We start from the raw sequence: 17,020 nt of genomic DNA on the forward strand, positions 1-17,020 counted from the left end.
GGTGGTGGCCGACCGGGCCAGCCGGGCCGACCGGGCCGACCGGGCCAGGGCAGCCGTGGCCCGATGTGGTGGCGGCGCCGGCCGCGGTGGCTGCGCCGGCTGGTGCTTGCCGGGGTGTTCTCCTCGATCCTGCTGTTCGTCGCCGGTATCGCCGTGATCTACGCGGCCACCCGGGTGCCGCTGCCGGACGAGGTCAAGACCGCCCAGACCTCGATCATCTACTACGGTCCGCCGTCGGCCCAGCAGAGCACCGGGGCCGAGATGGTGCGAATCGGCACGGTGAACCGCACCGACGTTCCGCTGGCCCAGGTCTCGAAGGCCATGCAGCACGCGGCACTCGCAGCCGAGGACAAGCGGTTCTACAGCGAGCCGGGTATCTCGCCGAAGGGCATCGCCCGGGCGCTGTACATCAACCTCACTGGCGGCGATCTGCAGGGTGGCTCGACCATCACGCAGCAGTACGCGAAGAACGCGTACCTCAGTCAGGAACGCACGTTCACCCGCAAGATGCGGGAAATCGTGCTCGCGGTGAAGCTGGACCGCAAGTACTCGAAGGACAAGATCCTCGAGTTCTACCTGAACACGATCTACTTCGGCCGCAACTCCTATGGGATCGAGGCGGCGGCCAAGGCCTACTTCAACACGACGGCCGCGCAGCTCACTGCCGAGCAGGGCGCGGTGCTGGCCGGCCTGATCCGGTCGCCCAACTATCTCGACCCGGCGAAGAATCCCGGTCCGGCCGCCACCCGGTGGCACGAGGTGGTCGCGACCATGGCCGAACAGGGCTGGGCACCGGCGTCCATCACGAGCACCCAGCCACCGCCCGTCATACCCAAGGCGGAACAGAACACCGCCGCCACCTCCGCGCAGGTCGCCTACATCCGTGACGAGGTCATCCGCGAACTGAAGGACGCGGGAATCACGGAGGACCAGATCAACCAGGACGGTCTGCGGATCACGACCACGATCGACCAGAGTCGCCAGATAGCCTCCTTCCAGGCCGTCAACCAGGTGCTGAGCAGGGCATACTCGGCCGTACCGGATCTACGGACCGGGCTGTCCGCCGTCGAACCCGGCACCGGGCGCATCCTTGCCTGGTACGGCGGTTCGCTCTATGGCAAGGACGCCCAGGGTCACGAGGCCTACGAGGACAACGTCTCCGGGGCACAGGTGCAGTCCGCGTCCACCTTCAAGACGATCACGCTGGTCGCCGCGCTGCAGAAGAACATCAACCTGAAGTCCACCTTCGCTGCTCCCGCGAAGGCGTATCTCCCCGGCTATGTGGTGGAGAACGACGAGAGCGAGGGCGGCGACCTGGGTTACAAGGACCTGATCCAGGCGACCGCGGCATCGATCAACACGGTGTACGTCCCGTTGGGTCAGAGCATTGGTGTCAACAACATCATTTCCACCGCGCGCGCCCTTGGTATCCGCAACAAGTCGGACCTGAAATCCGAGGCCGGTATCACCCTGGGCAAGGACACCGTGTTCCCCATCGACATGACCTCGGTCTATTCGGTGCTCGCCAGCAACGGGGTGCGAGCCACCCCGCACATTGTCGACAAGGTTGTCGACGGCAGTGGCCAGGTGATCTACAACGGCGCCGTGCAGAACCCCAAGCAGGTCATCCCCGCCGCGGTCGCCCGGGACGCGACCTACGCCCTGCAGAGCGTCATCACCGACCCGTCCGGCACCGGCCATCGGGCCGCGCTCGCCGGCGGTCGTGAAGCCGCCGGCAAGACCGGCACCTCAACGGACTTCCGGTCCGCCTGGTTCTGCGGCTATACCAAGGAGATCGCCTCCTGCGTCGACATGTTCCGGGGCAAGGGACTCGTCACCGACCAGCTGCGCGGCATTCCTGGTGCGCCGGACGGGGTGTACGGCGGAACGCTGCCGGCGCAGGTCTGGAAGGCGTTCATGGACGCCGCCCTGCAGGGCGTGCCGAAATCCACCTTCGACCCGCCGGCCTTCGGCGGCATGGTGCAGGACAACGCTCCGCCCGAGCCGACCCCGACCATGACCGCGGCGCCGGACTCCAGCCAGACCGGAACCGGTATCAACCTCGGTGACCTGTTCGGCGGCAACGGCAACGGCAACGGCGGCGTCAACAACGGTGCAGGTGGCGGCGGTGGTGGTGGTACAACCGGTGGCCAGCAGCAGCCCGGAGACAACCGCGGGACCCGGCCCCGGCAGACGGGCATCTTCGTCGATCCCCTCCCGGGCGGATGATGGGGAAAGGGGTCCCCCGTCCGGCCTGGTCGGGCAGGTGGGCGGAATGATCTCCCACGACGGTGGGTGAGAATGGCGCCCATGGCCACGACACAGGCGTCATCCGCCCGCGTCAGCCCGGCTCGGGAGGACCCGGTCGTCGGGGGCGCGAGCCAGCTGATCGGTGGGCCGCCCGGCGCGCACGCCGCCGGGCCCGGGCGGCGTGCCTGGTTGACGCCGTTGCGGATCCTGATGGCGCTGGTCATCCTCACATCGCTGCTCGGCTATGCCCAGAAGGCCAGCTGCCGGGACACCCGGAACTGGACGCACGAATACCAGTACAGCGCGCTGTGCTACTCCGACGTGGTCGCCCTCTACAGCCAGGAGGGCCTCGTCGACGGGAAGATCCCCTATCTGGACTACCCGACGGAGTACCCGCCGCTGATCGGCGCGGCGATGGCGCTCATCGCCTGGCCGGCCAGGCTGGCCGCCGGGCCGAAACCGGTCTACCGGGTGGACAACGGCCAGCAGGTCGTCGATCACTACACGATGGACCGACGTTCGGCCGTCTTCTACGACCTCACCGCGCTGCTGTTTCTGGTCGCGGCATGTGTGGCGGTCCTCTGTACCGCACTGACCGCGGGATCTCGGCGGGTCTGGGACGCCGCGCTGTTCGCCGTCGCCCCGGCTCTCGTGCTGCATCTGTTGACCAACTGGGACATCCTGGCGGTCGCGTTCGCCGCCGGTGGCCTGCTCGCCTGGTCCAGACGGGCGCCCCGCCTGGCCGGGGTGCTGCTCGGGCTCGGAGTCCTGACCAAGTTGTACCCGGCGTTGTTCCTGCTCGGCCTGTTGTTCCTGTGCCTGCGCGCGGGCAAGGTCCGCACATGGCTCACGACGTTCGTGTCGGCGCTGGTCACCGTCATCGTGGTGATGGTGCCGCTGTGGCTGGTCGCCGGCTACTTCGACCAGCAGGCCGACCGGGTCGGCGACGGCATCCTCGCCACGTTCTGGCACGGCGGGAGCTGGACCCACCTGCTGGGCGGCGGCCCGGACGGAGCACGCAACGCCCTGGCCCGCTTCTTCGACCTCAACTCCGAACGAGGTGCCGACTGGGACTCGGTGGCCTTCGGCGCCACCTGGCTCGCCGACCGGCACGACCCGTCCTGGTTCGGGCCGATGCACCTGGTGATCTGCCTGGTCACCGCGATCGTGCTGATCGCCGTGGCCAGCGCGCTCGTCGTCTACCGGTCGGACACCCTGCGGCTGGTCATCGCCTCGGCGGTGGCCGCGTTCGGGACGGTCGCCGTGGCCGTGCCGTTCGTCCTGCAGGGCATCCGGGACAACGGCCTGCCCGTGCACACCCTCAACATCGTCACCGCGGCGACGCTGGTGGTGTCGGTCATCGGGATCGGCCTGCTCACCTGGCTGGCCCCGCGCCGCCCGCGGCTGCCCCAGGTGCTGTTCCTGCTGGTCGTCGCGTTCCTGCTGAGCAACAAGGTGTTCTCGCCGCAGTACACGCTGTGGCTGTTGCCCCTGGTGGCACTCGCCCGGCCGCGCTGGCGGCTGTTCCTGGTCTGGCAGATCTGCGAGTTCTGGGTCATGTTCACCCGGTTCATGCACTTCATCTACAACGACACCCAGGGACGTCACGGCGTTGACCGAGGCTGGTTCGTCGGCGCCGTGGCACTGCGTGACTTCGTCCTACTGGTGATGGCCGGGTTCGTGGTGCGGGAGATCCTGCATCCGCGAGCCGATGTCATCCGCGCGGGCACCGGGCGTGGCCTGGCGGAAAGGTCCGTCGCCGATCGACCGGACGCCGGTCTCGATCCCGACTCCCTCGACGACCCGGCCGGCGGTGTGCTCGACCACGCCCCCGACGTACGCGGCGGCTGGCGGGGCCGCCCGACCCACCCTGATGCCACGACGTCCGCGTCGGAGTCCGCACCCACACCCGCGTCGGAGTCCGCACCCGCACCTGCGTCGGAGTCCGCACCCACACCTGCGTCTGCGGTCGTGACCATGGACAGGACCGCTGCTGCGACGACAACGTCGGTGAGTGATCGGCGGCGTCCGGCGGAGGAGACGCAACGGCCGGTACTGCGTCCGGTCGAACCGGGCGCACTGTTCCGCCCCCGTCGCCGCGCCGACTCCCACTCCACCGGCCAGGACACGACCGGCCACGACCTGACCGGCCAGGACACGACCGGCCACGACCTGACCGGCCACGCCGCGGATGACGGGGACACCCGCGGTGGGGGACCTGCCGGTGGCTAGTCCGCCGGTGCACGACTCCTCGGCGGACGACTCCCCGGCGCGCCGCCCGCCGCCGCACCGCTCGTCCGCGGACGGCGCGTGGTGGTTCGCGTCCGGGGTGCGCACGCGCTGGGAGCGGGTGCCGCGGGCGGTGCGGGCGACCCTGCCGCTGTGGCTGGGGAGCCGACTCGCGGTGGCGCTGCTGTCGCTGGCCGCGGCGCGGGCCCTGAGTTCGGGTCCGGCGCGGGACACACCGGGGCTGCGCACCCTGTGGGATCGCTGGGACGTCGGGCTGTTCACCAAGGTCGCCCGCTACGGCTATCTGTCCCCGGCGTACGCCGACCGCACCGAGGTCGACTTCCCCGGCCTGCCGCTGGCGATCCGTCTGGCCCATCTGGTCCTGCGCGACTGGATCGTCGCCGGGCTCGCCGTCTCGCTGCTGGCCGGGGTGGTCACCGCCGCGGCCCTGTGGCGCCTGGCCGCGGACGAGGTCGGCGAGCCGGACGCACGGTTCGCGGTTCTGAGCCTGATCTGCTTTCCCTACGCGGTGTTCCTGTTCGCCGCCTACTCGGAGGGGCTGTTCCTGGCCTGCGCGACCGCCTCGTGGCTGGCCGCCCGACGGGGACGCTGGTGGCTCGCCGGCCTGCTCGGCGCCGGCGCCGCATCCACCCGGATCAGCGGTGTCGCCTTCGGGGTGGCACTGGTGGTGCAGTACGTCGTCAGCCGCCGGGCGCAGGGCCGGCCGGTGTTCGCCCGGCCGGCGTTCGCGCTGGCCCTGCCGCCCGTGCCGGTCCTCGCCTACCTGGTCTACCTGCGGGCGCGTACCGGCGGCTGGTCGTCCTACACCGACGCGATGCGGGCCGGCTGGCACCGCTGGACCGACTGGCCCTGGTCCGGATGGGCGGCGACCTGGTCGTCCGCGACCGACGGCAACGGCGCGTCGGCGTTCGTCTGGTTCTGGCGCGGTGAGGTGCTCGCCGTGGTCGTCGGCGTCGCGCTGACGATCATTCTGCTGGTCGGACGACGGTGGGGCGAGGCGACCTTCGTGGGCGTGATGACCACGATCATGGCCTGCACGAACTACTACGCCTCCGGGATCCGTGGCATCCTCGTCGCCTTCCCGCTGTATCTGCTGCTCGCCCGGGCGGCGGCCCGCCGCAGCTGGGTGGCACCGCTGTATCTGAGTGTCTGTGCCCCGGTGATGGCCGTGCTGGTGATCGCGTTCACCCAGGGCCAGTGGGTCGACTGATCGGCGTGGGCGTCGCTGTCGGTGGGCGTCGATGTGGGACAGTGCAGCGATGAACGCCACGCCACGGACCATGGCTGGCCTCGTCGGGGGGTGCGCTCTGCTTGCCGCGCTCGCGACGCTCGGACTCGCCCTCGCGGACCCGTCGCCGTCCCGTCATGTTCGTGGCCTGCTCGTGACGATCGATCTCGTCCTGTTGGCCGGAGCGGCCACCGCCTGGCTGCGTGTGGTGCTGGCGGTCGGCGAAGGCCGCGTCGAGGAAAACCACCTCGGAGATGGCCGTGTCGGCGCGGGCCACCTCGGCGAGGGGAGCGGCTGAGCCGATCGAGTAGACTCATCGGGACATGCCGTGCGCCGGCGCATGTGCCCGTCTGCTGGTCAGCCGCTTATCGATCACCTGACTGATCGGATCACCTGACTGATCGTATGATCATCAGACTCCTGGTCCATCAGGTTCGTGGTCGGGCTGCCACAGATGGGCGCCGTGTACCGATGATCGCCCGGATGCGCCGGTCGCGCGGTTCCTGTGGATCGCGGGCGTCAGGCTCGTCCGAGGCGATACGGATCCGGGGCGCGGTCCCTCCTGCCACGGATGATCCGTGGCCGCCGAGTCCACAGGAGGTGGGTTCACCCTTGGCACGCCATTACGAGCTGATGGTCATCCTCGATGCAGACCTCGAGGAACGCACCGTTGCGCCGTCCCTCGACCAGTACCTCGGTGTCGTCCGACAGGGCGGCGGCGTGGTGGAGAAGGTCGACATCTGGGGTCGCCGCCGGCTCGCCTACGAGATCGCCAAGAGCCACGAGGGCATCTACGCGGTCATCGACCTGCACGCCGAGCCGGCCGTGGTCGCCGAGCTCGACCGGCAGCTCGTGCTGAACGAGTCGGTCCTGCGCACGAAGGTCATCCGGCTCCCCGAGCCGAAGCGGCCCCGCCAGAGCCGCCGAGTGGCGGCATGATCCGGTCCACGGCGACGGCACTGCGTCCGTCCGCCCGGGCCACCGACATCAGGGAGGGTGGGCATGGCCGGTGAGACCGTCATAACTGTAGTCGGCAACCTGACCAATGACCCCGAACTGCGGTTCACGCCGAACGGCGCTGCGGTGGCGAGCTTCACCGTCGCTTCCACGCCGCGCACGCTGGACCGTCAGTCCAACGAGTGGAAGGACGGGGAGGCGCTGTTCCTGCGCTGCTCCGTCTGGCGGCAGGCCGCGGAGAACGTGGCCGAGTCGCTGCAGAAGGGCGCCCGGGTCATCGTGTCCGGTCGGCTCAAGCAGCGCTCCTTCGAGACCCGTGAGGGCGAGAAGCGCACGGTGATCGAGCTCGACGTCGACGAGGTCGGCCCGAGCCTGCGTTACGCGACCGCGAAGGTCGTCCGCGCCGCCCGTGGTGGCGGCGGCGGTGGCGGTTACGGTGGCGGGTCCGGCGGTGGCGGTGGCGGTGGCTACGGCGATGGTGGCTCTGGCGGCGGTGGCGGCTACGGCACGCCGGCCGCGGCCTCCGCGGCGCCCGCCGGTGGTTCCGGCGGCGGCTACGCCGGCGGAGCACCAAACGATGACCCCTGGTCGCAGCAGCCGGCCGGTGGCTACTCAGACGAGCCTCCGTTTTGAGCGGCCGGTCGTCGTCATCGAGGACGGCACAACGAGGTAGGAGCACATCCATGGCCAAGGCGGCCGTGCGCAAGCCCAAGAAGAAGGTTTGCGTCTTCTGCAAGGACAAGGTCGAGTACATCGACTTCAAGGACACGTCCTTGCTGCGGAAGTACATCTCCGACCGGGGCAAGATCCGCGCACGCCGGGTAAGCGGCAACTGCAGTCAGCACCAGCGTGACGTCGCCACCGCGGTGAAGAACAGCCGCGAGATGGCGCTGCTGCCCTACACCGCCACAGCGCGGTAGGGGGACCTTCGATGAAGCTCATCCTGACTCAGGAGGTCCCCGGGCTCGGCAGCCCGGGTGACATCGTTGACGTCGCGAACGGCTACGGGCGTAACTTCCTGGTGCCGCGCAAGTACGCGATTCTGGCGACCCGGGGTGCGGAGCGCCAGGTCGAGCAGATCAAGCGGGCCCGGTCGGCTCGGGCGGTTCGCGACCTCGACCACGCCAAGGAGATCGCCGGCCAGCTCGGCGGCCTCAAGGTCGAGCTGACCACGCGTGCGGGCAAGGAAGGCCGGCTGTTCGGTTCCGTGACGGCGGCCGACGTCGTCACGGCCGTCACCGCCGCCGGCGGCCCCGATCTGGACCGTCGCCGGGTCGAGCTGACCACGCCGATCAAGACCCTCGGCGCGCACACCGTCGCGGTGCACCTGCACCCCGAGGTGACCGCGTCGCTGAAGGTCCAGGTCCGCAAGGCCTCCTAGCCGTTGGCCTGACGCAGGTCGTCAGGCCAACGGTTTCGCCGCCGGGCACCGAGAGGCACCTGGCGGGCGGGCATCAGGAACTCCCTCGGAGCCCCTGCCCCCACACAGGTGGGTAGGCGGGTGGCCCCGGGGGAGTTTCCGCGTTTGCGGGGGGATCTGCCGGGCGGGGGCGCGTCGGCCGGGAGTTTTTTCCCGCGGATTGTTATCCACATGCCGGCGGCTGGATGTGCGCGGCGTACCTGGGCTTCTGGCACCTTGTGGCCGGCGTTGTCCACAGGTGGACAGGGTCTGTCCCGAGCTTCTCCCCAGGATCCGGCCCGTTGTCCACATCTTTTCCACAAGGCCCTGTGGATAACTCTTTGGCGGTGGTGGCGCTGGTCCGTAGGGTCGGGGCCCGGACGCGCCTCGGCGCGCTCGGTTGACCACCCTCTCGGAATATACGAACATATGTTCGAAGGACGGGTGCGGTCAGACTGGCGCTCCACCGGCCCATGCTGGCAGGCCAGGTCGTGTCGGGAGTCGAGTCGGGAGGGGGCCTCGTGAGCGTCACCGAGATCTCGCGTGGCACGGGCGGTCCGGCGGAGTTCGACCGGACCCCGCCGCATGACCTTCCGGCCGAGCAGAGCGTGCTCGGCGGCATGCTGCTGTCGAAGGACGCGATCGCCGACGTCGTCGAGGTCCTGCGGATGGCCGACTTCTACCGGCCGGCTCACGGTCTCATCTACGAGGTCATCGGCGATCTCTACGGCCGCGGCGAGCCAGCCGACGTGATCAGCGTGGCGGCCGAGCTCAGCCGGCGGGACATGCTCGAGCGGGTCGGTGGCCCCGGGTATCTGCACACGTTGATCTCCAGCGTGCCCACCGCGGCGAACGCCGGCTACTACGCCCGTATCGTCGGCGAGAAGGCGATCCTGCGTCGCCTGGCCGAGGCCGGTACCCGCATCGTCCAGCTCGCCTTCGGCGCCGCGCCCGACGTCAGCGATGTGGTGGACCGGGCCCAGGCCGCGGTCTACGAGGTCACCGAGCGGCGCACGACCGATGACTATCTCCCGCTGGGTGATCTGCTCAACCCGGCCCTGGAGGAGATCGAGTCGATCCAGGCGCACGAGGGGTCGCTCACCGGCGTGCCGACCGGCTTCACCGACCTCGACGAGCTCACCAACGGCCTGCACGCCGGCCAGCTGTGGATCGTCGCGGCCCGGCCGGCCGTGGGCAAGGCGTTGGCGCTCGACACACCGCTGCCCACCCCGAGTGGCTGGACGACGATGGGCCGCGTGGCCGTCGGTGACCAGCTGATCGGCGCCGATGGCCGGCCAACGCAGGTCGTGGCTGCCACCGAGGTGATGCACGGCCGGCCATGCTATGAGGTCGAGTTCTCCGACGGGTCCGTGATCGTGGCTGACGCCCAGCATCAGTGGATCACCGAGACGAGAGACCGTCGACGCATCACAACGGATCGATCAGATGGCCGGGTCCGAACGCTCACCCGGCCGGTCACGACGGAAGAGATCGCACGCACCCTCCGTTGCCAGACGGCGGACGCTCGGGCCAACCACGCGGTGCGCAACGCCCGTCCTTTCCAACTCCCGACCGTCGAGCTTCCCCTGGACCCCTACCTGCTCGGAGCATGGCTTGGCGATGGCACGTCCACCACGGCCAGCCTGACCTCCACGGATCCCGAGATCTCCGCGGAGATCTGCGAAATAGTGCCGTCTCGGCTGCGCTCGTTGGGTGTGCTGGGAAACAAACACATCCCGGCTTCCTACCTGCGAGCCGCAGAGCAGCAGCGGCGCGATCTCCTGGCCGGCCTGCTGGACGCCGACGGCACCGTGTCAACCCATGGATCGACTGCCCGGTTCGCGTCGACCAGTGCGCGGCTTGCCCGAGATGTCCGTGAACTTATCCTTTCGCTGGGATACCGGGCGACTGTTTCGACCAAGCGGGTGCAGGGCGGCTCGGAGGCGAGCTCCACCTGCTATTCGATTGATTTTGTGCCTCAGGAGCAGGTCTTTCGGCTGGCCCGCAAGGCACAGCGGCTGCAGCCGACCGGCTTTCCGGGGGTCGGCCTGCGCTGTATCACAGCCGTCCGGCCGATCGCGTCGGTGCCGGTCCGCTGCGTCGAGGTCGACAACACGGATCATCTCTACCTGGCGGGCGAAACCTGCATTCCGACGCACAACTCGACTCTCGGGCTGGATTTTGCGCGGGCAGCGTCGATCAAGAACGGGATGACATCGGTCATCTTCTCGCTGGAGATGAGCCGTCTCGAGATCACTATGCGGCTGCTGTCCGCCGAGGCGCGCGTGTCGCTGCAGAACATCCGCACCGGTCGGCTCACCGAGGACGACTGGGGCCGCCTGGCCCGGCGGATGGGGGAGGTGGCCGAGGCCCCGTTGTTCATCGACGACAGCCCGCATCTGACGATGATGGAGATCCGGGCCAAGGCCCGCCGGCTCAAGCAGCGCAACGACCTGCGCCTGGTCATCCTCGACTACCTGCAGCTCATGTCGTCGCCGAAGAAGGTCGAGAGCCGCCAGCAGGAGGTCAGCGAGATCTCCCGGTCGCTGAAGCTGCTGGCCAAGGAGCTCGAGGTTCCCGTCGTCGCCATCTCGCAGCTCAACCGTGCCTCCGAGCAGCGTGCCGACAAACGCCCTCAGGTCTCCGACCTGCGCGAGTCCGGCAGCCTTGAGCAGGACGCGGACGCGGTCATCCTGCTCTACCGGGAGGACGCGGTGGAGAAGGAGTCCGCCCGGGCCGGCGAGGCCGATCTGATCATCGCCAAGCACCGTAACGGGCCGACCGGCACCGTCACCGTCGCCTTCCAGGGGCACTACTCCCGCTTCGTCGACATGGCCAACTGAGGCCCGTTCCTCGGGTGGGAGGTGCCGGGGTTGCCCGTACCGCCACCGGTTGTGGCCGGATGTCGGTCGCGGAGCCCACCGGTCGCCGTGGCGGTGACACACTGGACGCACCAGGACCTGGTTCGCCGGCCAGGCCACCGACCCGAGGGTGGGACGCGAGGAGATGTCAGGTGAGTGACGACGCGAACGGTCCGGCCGCGAAGGACTCTCCTCAGCCGGCCGCGTCGGCCGTACTCGAGCTCGCCCGGTTCGAGATCCGGCCCGGTACCGAGCAGGCTTTCGAGAGTGCCTTCTGGCAGATCCGGTCCGAGCTGGTCGGCTCCACCGGCTGCCGCGGCGCCCGGATGACCCGCGGTGTCGAGTCGCCGTCCAGCTACGTGCTGCTCGTCGAATGGGACACCCTCGACGATCACCTGGTGGGATTTCGGGAATCCGAGGCGTTCGTCCGGTGGCGGGCGGCGCTCGGGCCGTACTTCGCCGCCCCGCCCGACGTCGCGCACGTGGCCGACGTCCAGCCGGATCCATCCTGATTCCGACTGATCGGACCGGCCCCTGACCATGGCGAACTTCCTCGGCTTTCTGATCTTTGCGCCGCTGGTGGCGGCGGTCATCGGCTTCGGGATCTGGCTGTTCCCGGCGATCCTGATGCGCGGCCGGATCCGCGAGTTCCGCATCCGGCCGTTCGCCTTCTTCGTCACCGGCTACATCGCCACGCTGCTGATGACCCTGTACCTGATCTTCGCCGAGCATTCGGTCGGTCCCTTCGCCGGCACCGTCGCCTCACTCGGTCTGGTCTGGGTGATCCGCGACCAGTGGCGCCGTCGCCGACCGCCGTCCGACCATCCCCGGGGTGCCGGCAGGCGGCAGCCCGGCCAGCCGGCCCCCGGCGGTACCGCGTTCGAGCCGGGGCCGGCGGGACCTGCCGGCTACCCGGGGCAGCCCGGTTATCCGCCGGGCCATCCTGGCGCTCCCGGCCATCCCGGATACCCGGGGCAGCCGAGCTTCCCCGGCTCGACCGGCTACCCAGGTCAGGCCGGGCAGCCGGGTTTCCCCGGTCAGGCCGGGTACCCCGGTCAGGCCGGGTACCCCGGTCAGCCTGGGTACGCCGGTCAGGCCGGTTTCCCCGGTCAGGCTGGCTATCCGGGCCAGGGTGGACCCCAGGGCTACCCGGGTCATCCCGGCTACCCGACGGGATCTGCCGGTCAACCGGGATCTGCCGGTCAACCAGGGTTCGCCGGCCAGCCGGGCGCCGGGGGCCAGCCTGGGCCCGGCGGCTTCCCCGGCCAGATCTCGCCACCTGGCCGGAGCGGCGGGTCAGGGCGGCCGTCCGCACCGGGAGCGGGGTCTGCGTCGGGGCCAGGGCCCGACCCGGGGTCGGCTGACCGGACCGGGGACGAGGAGATCCGCGGGGGTGCCTCGGCCGGATCCGGAGACTCTCGGTCGGCGGACGCGGGTCCGGCTCCGGATCTCCCACCGCTGGACGAGGTCATCGACATCCCGGATTTTCTGCCGGACTTCGATGCGCTGCCCGCCGCCCCCGATCCGCAGTGGCCAGGCAGTTCCGCACCTCGGGGCCGGAACAGGGAGCGCAACGGCCCCGCCAGGGACGAGGGCACCTCCGAGAACCAGGGTGATCCCGACAGCCGGCCCGACGAGTCCGGGCCCGGGTCCGCTGCCGACGGCCGCGGCTCCGGGCGACGGATCGCCGGTTACCCCTTCGCCGCTCCCCCACCCGACGGCGCTGGTGGCCCGCCACCTGCGGACTCGACCGATCCGGACGTCTGACCCCGACGCCCACCCCATCGACCCGTCAGAACGCTGATCCGCCAGAGCGCTGATCCACGAAACCCACTCACCAGAACACCGACCTGCGAACACCGATCTGCGGACACCGATCTGCGAACACCGGCCCACGAGCACGGGTAGGGCACGGTGCTGCGGCAACGCGGTGGCGGGTTGCATCGTCGCGTCTGCCATGTGGCGTACCGTCGAGTCATCACCCATGACCGCGCCCGCGGCCGTTGCGGACCCGCCGTTCTGGCGGATCCGCCGTTCTGGCGGATCCGCCGCCTCCGCGGCCGGTGGCCGGCGGTCCCGGCCGTGGTCGGTGTCGGTCGGGGTGATGTCCGTTGCCGATGTGATGCCCGAGGTCGAGATGCCTGCACTGCGTTCCCGAACGACCACGCACGGCCGCAACATGGCTGGTGCCCGCGCCCTGTGGCGGGCCACGGGCATGACCGACGACGACTTCGGCAAGCCGATTATCGCGGTGGCGAACAGCTTCACCGAGTTCGTCCCCGGCCATGTGCACCTGCGTCACCTCGGCCAGCTGGTGGCCGGTGCGGTGGCGGAGTCCGGCGGGGTGGCCCGCGAGTTCAACACGATCGCCGTGGACGACGGGATCGCCATGGGGCACGGCGGCATGCTGTACTCGCTGCCGTCCCGGGAGCTCATCGCGGACAGCGTCGAGTACATGGTGAACGCGCACTGCGCGGACGCGCTGGTCTGTATCTCCAACTGCGACAAGATCACGCCCGGGATGCTGCTCGCGGCGATGCGGCTCAACATTCCCACGGTGTTCGTCTCCGGCGGGGCGATGGAGTCCGGCAACGCGGTGATCTCCGGCGGCACGGCCCGCGCCAAGCTCGACCTGGTCACGGCGATGTCGGCGGCAGTGAATCCGGACGTCTCCGACAGCGACCTGTCGTCGATCGAACGTTCGGCCTGCCCGACCTGCGGGTCGTGTTCGGGCATGTTCACCGCGAACTCGATGAACTGTCTGACCGAGGCGATCGGGCTGTCACTGCCGGGCAACGGGTCGACGCTCGCCACCTCCGCGGCCCGCCGCGAGCTGTTCCTCGAGGCCGGGCGGGTCGTCGTCGATCTGGCCCGGCGCTACTACGAGAAGGACGACGAGGCCGTCCTGCCCCGCTCGATCGCCTCCGCGGCGGCGTTTCGCAACGCCTTCGCGGTGGACGTGGCGATGGGCGGGTCGACGAACACGGTGCTGCACCTGCTTGCCGCCGCGGTCGAGGGCGGCGTCGACGTGACGCTCGCCGACATCGACGAGATCTCCCGTACCGTGCCGTGCCTGGCCAAGGTGGCGCCGAGCTCCGCCCGCTACCACATGGAGGATGTGCACCGCGCCGGCGGGATTCCGGCCATCCTCGGTGAACTTGACCGGGCCGGCCTGCTCGACGCCTCCACCCACTCGGTGCACGCGGCGAGCCTGCGCGAGTTTCTTGACCGCTGGGACGTCCGCGGGCCCAACCCGTTGCCGGACGCGATCGAGCTGTTCCACGCCGCGCCCGGTGGGGTGCGCACGATCGAACCGTTCAGCTCGACGAACCGCTGGGAGTCCCTCGACACCGACGCCGAGAACGGCTGCATCCGCTCGGTCGAGCACGCCTATTCCGCCGAGGGCGGCCTCGCGGTGCTGTTCGGCAACCTCGCCGTCGACGGCGCCGTCGTGAAGACCGCCGGGGTGGACGAGAGCCAGTGGACGTTCCGCGGCCCGGCCCTGGTCGTCGAAAGCCAGGAGGACGCGGTCGACGCGATCCTGACCAAGCGGGTCCAGGCCGGCGATGTGATCATCGTCCGGTACGAGGGCCCGCGGGGCGGCCCGGGCATGCAGGAGATGCTGTACCCGACGGCGTTCCTGAAGGGGCGTGGCCTCGGCCCGAAGTGCGCACTGGTCACGGACGGGCGGTTCTCCGGGGGCAGCTCGGGTCTGTCGATCGGGCACGTCTCCCCGGAGGCGGCCCATGGTGGCACGATCGCGCTGGTCCGCGACGGCGACCTCATCGACATCGACATCCCGGCCCGGCGCCTGGAACTGCTGGTGTCGGACGAGGAACTGGCCCGGCGGCGGGCCGAGCAGGAGGCCGCCGGCGGCTACCGGCCGGTGGACCGCCAGCGTCCGGTCTCCGCGGCGCTGCGTGCCTACGCGGCGATGGCCACGTCCGCGTCGACCGGAGCCGCGCGCGACGTGTCCCTGCTCGGCTGAGCCGCGTGGCCGGCCCGCCGGGCGGCGGGCGCGCGGACACCGGCGGGCTCGGACGCGGCGGTCGTCCCGGTCAGACCAAACCGGGGCGGCTGGTCAGACCGGGACGGCTGTGGGCAGTGCGGCCGGGATGGCGAGGGTGACAGCGAAGTCGCCGTCGGGGTCGGTCCAGCGGGCCGCGCACGCCCAGCCGGCCTGGTTCAGCTCGGCGTCGATGCTGTCCGGGACGAACTTGGCGCTGATCTCGGTCAGCACGTCCTCGCCCCGGGCGAAGTCGACGTGCAGGTCCAGTGCGTCGATGGTGACCCGCTGGTCGCGCACGGCGCGTAGCCGCATCTCGATCCACGAGTCCGCCGCGTTCCACCGCGCGATGTGGGCGAAGCCGCGGACGTCGAAGTCCGCGCCGAGCTCCCGGTTGATCACCGTGAGGATGTTGCGGTTGAACGCGGCGGTCACACCGGCGCCGTCGTCGTAGGCGGCCACCAGTCGATCCGGGTCCTTGACCAGGTCCGTGCCGATCAGCAACGCGTCCCCGGGACCTGACTGTCCGCGCAGCGTCGTCAGGAACTCCTGACGTGCCGCCGGGCGCAGGTTGCCGATGGTTCCGCCGAGAAAAGCGATCATCCGGCGTCCACCGGTGGGCAGCTGCGCCAGGTGCCGCTCGAAGTCACCGACCACCGCCTGTACGTCCAGTCCCGGATAGTCGGCGATGATTGCCTTACCGGCACTGATCAGCGAGGTCTCGTCGACGTCGAAGGGGACGAACCGGCGCAGCGTGCCCGCGCCGCGCAGCGCGTCCAACAGCAGGCGGGTCTTCACCGAACTGCCCGAGCCGAGTTCGATGAGGGTGTCCGCCGGACTGACGGCCGCGATGTCGGCCGCATGCAGCTCGAGAATCGCCCGTTCACATCGCGTGGGGTAGTACTCCGGTAGCCGGGTGATTTCGTCGAAGAGCATGCCGCCCCGGGCATCGTAGAACCACTTCGGCGGCAGGGCACGCGGCGGCGCGGCCAGCCCGGCGCGCACGTCCTGGGACAGGGCGACGGCGCGATCGCCTTCGCGGACGTGGCGCTGCACGGTCAGACCGGGTTCCGCGGGGGATTCACGCGGGCCGGATTCACGCGGGCCGGTGGATTCACGTGGAACAGTGGTGGGCGAGTCCACGGGCTCAGCCGTCCCCGCGGGGACGGTCGTCGGAGTGCTCGGTGTCATCGTGACGTCCTCCATCGACAGTGTGCAACCCACAGTAGTCATCCTCGCAGGTCAAGCTACGAAGAGTGACTTTGTGCGTGTCGGCCACCACAAGGTGGCGGTCGGGAACCTCGATCCACCCTGCCCCGTCGTCGTCGGGCTCACTCGCGACGAGGACGCCGTCCGCTTCGCTCCGATAGACGAGCGTCTCCCCCCAGGCGGTGGCAACGAGCTGGTTTCCATCGGTGACCAGCAGATTGAGGCGGGCTGTCGGCGACCGACCGGGTGCGGTTGATCCGCCGGACGCCGGCGCGGGCGGGGTGGTCCAGTCGCCGGCCCAGGGGCGCAGGGCACCGGGGCGGGGGTCGGCGAGGGCGGCGTCCCCAAGGGCGGTGACGACGCGGGCGACGGCGTCGGCCAGCGGCAGCCGGGTGGCCTCAGCCCAGACCAGAGCGGCCAGCAGCGCCGAGTCGCAGGTCGAGTCAGGTGCAGGAGCCTCGGGATGCTGCGCGAGCAGGGCCCGGACGGCGGCGGCGTCCACCCGGCCGTTGTGACTCAGCAGCCGGGTGCCGTCGGTGAACGGGGCGGTCGCGGACTCCTCGACCGGCATGCCGACGCTCGCACTGCGCACGGCCGCCAGTACGCAGCCCGAGGTGATCACGCCGGCCATCGACGCGTAGGAGGCGTCCGTCCACAGGGGAACCGCCCGGCGCAGGCGAGCCGGACCGGGGCGCAGCCGTGGGGCGTACCAGCCGACGCCGTAGCCGTCGGCGTTGATCGTGCCGTGCCGCATCCGCCGCGGAGCCCAGGACTGGCGCAGCAGGCCGAACGGCCGCGCCATCGTGAGCTCGGCAAGGGTGCGGGGAGCACCGATCCAGGCGAGATGACGGCACACCGTC

At 70.2% G+C, this 17,020-nt stretch carries 14 protein-coding genes; 12 read left to right on the top strand and 2 right to left on the bottom strand.

Going from position 1 to position 17,020, the window contains the following annotated elements; translation table 11 throughout:
- From ND747_RS20480 to ilvD, 12 genes are all read left to right on the top strand, one after another.
- A partial coding sequence (locus tag ND747_RS20480) for a transglycosylase domain-containing protein (RefSeq protein WP_251735490.1) occupies positions 1-2,229 on the top strand: 2,229 nt, incomplete at its 5' end.
- Between the two features lie 72 nt (positions 2,230-2,301).
- Positions 2,302-4,482, top strand: a complete 2,181-nt coding sequence (locus tag ND747_RS20485) for a glycosyltransferase 87 family protein (RefSeq protein WP_251735492.1) — start codon at positions 2,302-2,304, stop codon at positions 4,480-4,482.
- Positions 4,483-4,579: 97 nt separating this feature from the next.
- Positions 4,580-5,710, top strand: a complete 1,131-nt coding sequence (locus tag ND747_RS20490) for a glycosyltransferase family 39 protein (RefSeq protein ID WP_251735556.1) — start codon at positions 4,580-4,582, stop codon at positions 5,708-5,710.
- Positions 5,711-5,741: 31 nt separating this feature from the next.
- The gene (locus ND747_RS20495) at positions 5,742-6,026 is read left to right on the top strand and encodes a hypothetical protein (RefSeq protein WP_251735494.1); all 285 of its coding nucleotides are present in this window, start codon (positions 5,742-5,744) and stop codon (positions 6,024-6,026) included.
- A gap of 314 nt (positions 6,027-6,340) precedes the next feature.
- Positions 6,341-6,667: a 30S ribosomal protein S6 gene (gene rpsF / locus ND747_RS20500; protein WP_263864012.1), complete on the top strand. Its 327-nt coding sequence runs from the start codon at positions 6,341-6,343 to the stop codon at positions 6,665-6,667.
- Positions 6,668-6,730: 63 nt separating this feature from the next.
- Positions 6,731-7,318: a single-stranded DNA-binding protein gene (locus ND747_RS20505; RefSeq protein ID WP_251735496.1), complete on the top strand. Its 588-nt coding sequence runs from the start codon at positions 6,731-6,733 to the stop codon at positions 7,316-7,318.
- 50 nt (positions 7,319-7,368) lie between these two features.
- Complete coding sequence (rpsR, locus tag ND747_RS20510) at positions 7,369-7,605, top strand: 30S ribosomal protein S18 (RefSeq protein ID WP_136446382.1); 237 nt, start codon at positions 7,369-7,371, stop codon at positions 7,603-7,605.
- 11 nt (positions 7,606-7,616) lie between these two features.
- The gene (gene rplI, locus ND747_RS20515) at positions 7,617-8,066 is read left to right on the top strand and encodes a 50S ribosomal protein L9 (protein WP_251735497.1); all 450 of its coding nucleotides are present in this window, start codon (positions 7,617-7,619) and stop codon (positions 8,064-8,066) included.
- Between the two features lie 491 nt (positions 8,067-8,557).
- Complete coding sequence (dnaB, locus tag ND747_RS20520) at positions 8,558-10,927, top strand: replicative DNA helicase (RefSeq protein ID WP_285900857.1); 2,370 nt, start codon at positions 8,558-8,560, stop codon at positions 10,925-10,927.
- A 170-nt stretch (positions 10,928-11,097) separates the two neighbouring features.
- Positions 11,098-11,457 carry an antibiotic biosynthesis monooxygenase gene (locus ND747_RS20525; protein WP_251735499.1) on the top strand — a complete coding sequence of 120 codons (360 nt, stop codon included), beginning with the start codon at positions 11,098-11,100 and terminating at the stop codon, positions 11,455-11,457.
- 28 nt (positions 11,458-11,485) lie between these two features.
- Positions 11,486-12,712 (top strand): hypothetical protein, encoded by a 1,227-nt coding sequence (locus ND747_RS20530; RefSeq protein WP_251735564.1) that lies wholly within the window; start codon positions 11,486-11,488, stop codon positions 12,710-12,712.
- A 370-nt stretch (positions 12,713-13,082) separates the two neighbouring features.
- Positions 13,083-14,933: a dihydroxy-acid dehydratase gene (gene ilvD / locus ND747_RS20535; protein WP_251735559.1), complete on the top strand. Its 1,851-nt coding sequence runs from the start codon at positions 13,083-13,085 to the stop codon at positions 14,931-14,933.
- Positions 14,934-15,026: 93 nt separating this feature from the next.
- Here ilvD and egtD read toward each other — a convergent pair whose 3' ends face one another.
- Both egtD and ND747_RS20545 read right to left on the bottom strand, forming a co-directional pair.
- Positions 15,027-16,142: an L-histidine N(alpha)-methyltransferase gene (gene egtD / locus ND747_RS20540; protein ID WP_251735500.1), complete on the bottom strand. Its 1,116-nt coding sequence runs from the start codon at positions 16,140-16,142 to the stop codon at positions 15,027-15,029.
- Entirely contained in the window at positions 16,099-17,016 is a 918-nt protein-coding gene (locus ND747_RS20545) for an ergothioneine biosynthesis protein EgtC (protein WP_251735502.1), read from the bottom strand. The genes egtD and ND747_RS20545 overlap by 44 nt, the downstream gene beginning before the upstream one ends.
- Positions 17,017-17,020 lie beyond the last annotated feature (4 nt).

The organism is Frankia sp. R82 (genome assembly GCF_023716925.1).
Taxonomy (GTDB): Bacteria; Actinomycetota; Actinomycetes; order Frankiales; family Frankiaceae; genus Frankia.

Excerpts from the sequence above, each read along its gene's own strand:
- ND747_RS20485 (WP_251735492.1), top strand. The coding sequence starts at position 2,302 with ATGGCGCCCATGGCCACGACACAGGCGTCATCCGCCCGCGTCAGCCCG.
- ND747_RS20495 (WP_251735494.1), top strand. The coding sequence starts at position 5,742 with ATGTGGGACAGTGCAGCGATGAACGCCACGCCACGGACCATGGCTGGC.
- ND747_RS20505 (WP_251735496.1), top strand. The coding sequence starts at position 6,731 with ATGGCCGGTGAGACCGTCATAACTGTAGTCGGCAACCTGACCAATGAC.
- rpsR (WP_136446382.1), top strand. The coding sequence starts at position 7,369 with ATGGCCAAGGCGGCCGTGCGCAAGCCCAAGAAGAAGGTTTGCGTCTTC.
- rplI (WP_251735497.1), top strand. The coding sequence starts at position 7,617 with ATGAAGCTCATCCTGACTCAGGAGGTCCCCGGGCTCGGCAGCCCGGGT.
- dnaB (WP_285900857.1), top strand. The coding sequence starts at position 8,558 with ATGCTGGCAGGCCAGGTCGTGTCGGGAGTCGAGTCGGGAGGGGGCCTC.
- ND747_RS20530 (WP_251735564.1), top strand. The coding sequence starts at position 11,486 with ATGGCGAACTTCCTCGGCTTTCTGATCTTTGCGCCGCTGGTGGCGGCG.
- ilvD (WP_251735559.1), top strand. The coding sequence starts at position 13,083 with ATGCCTGCACTGCGTTCCCGAACGACCACGCACGGCCGCAACATGGCT.
- egtD (WP_251735500.1), bottom strand. The coding sequence starts at position 16,142 with ATGACACCGAGCACTCCGACGACCGTCCCCGCGGGGACGGCTGAGCCC.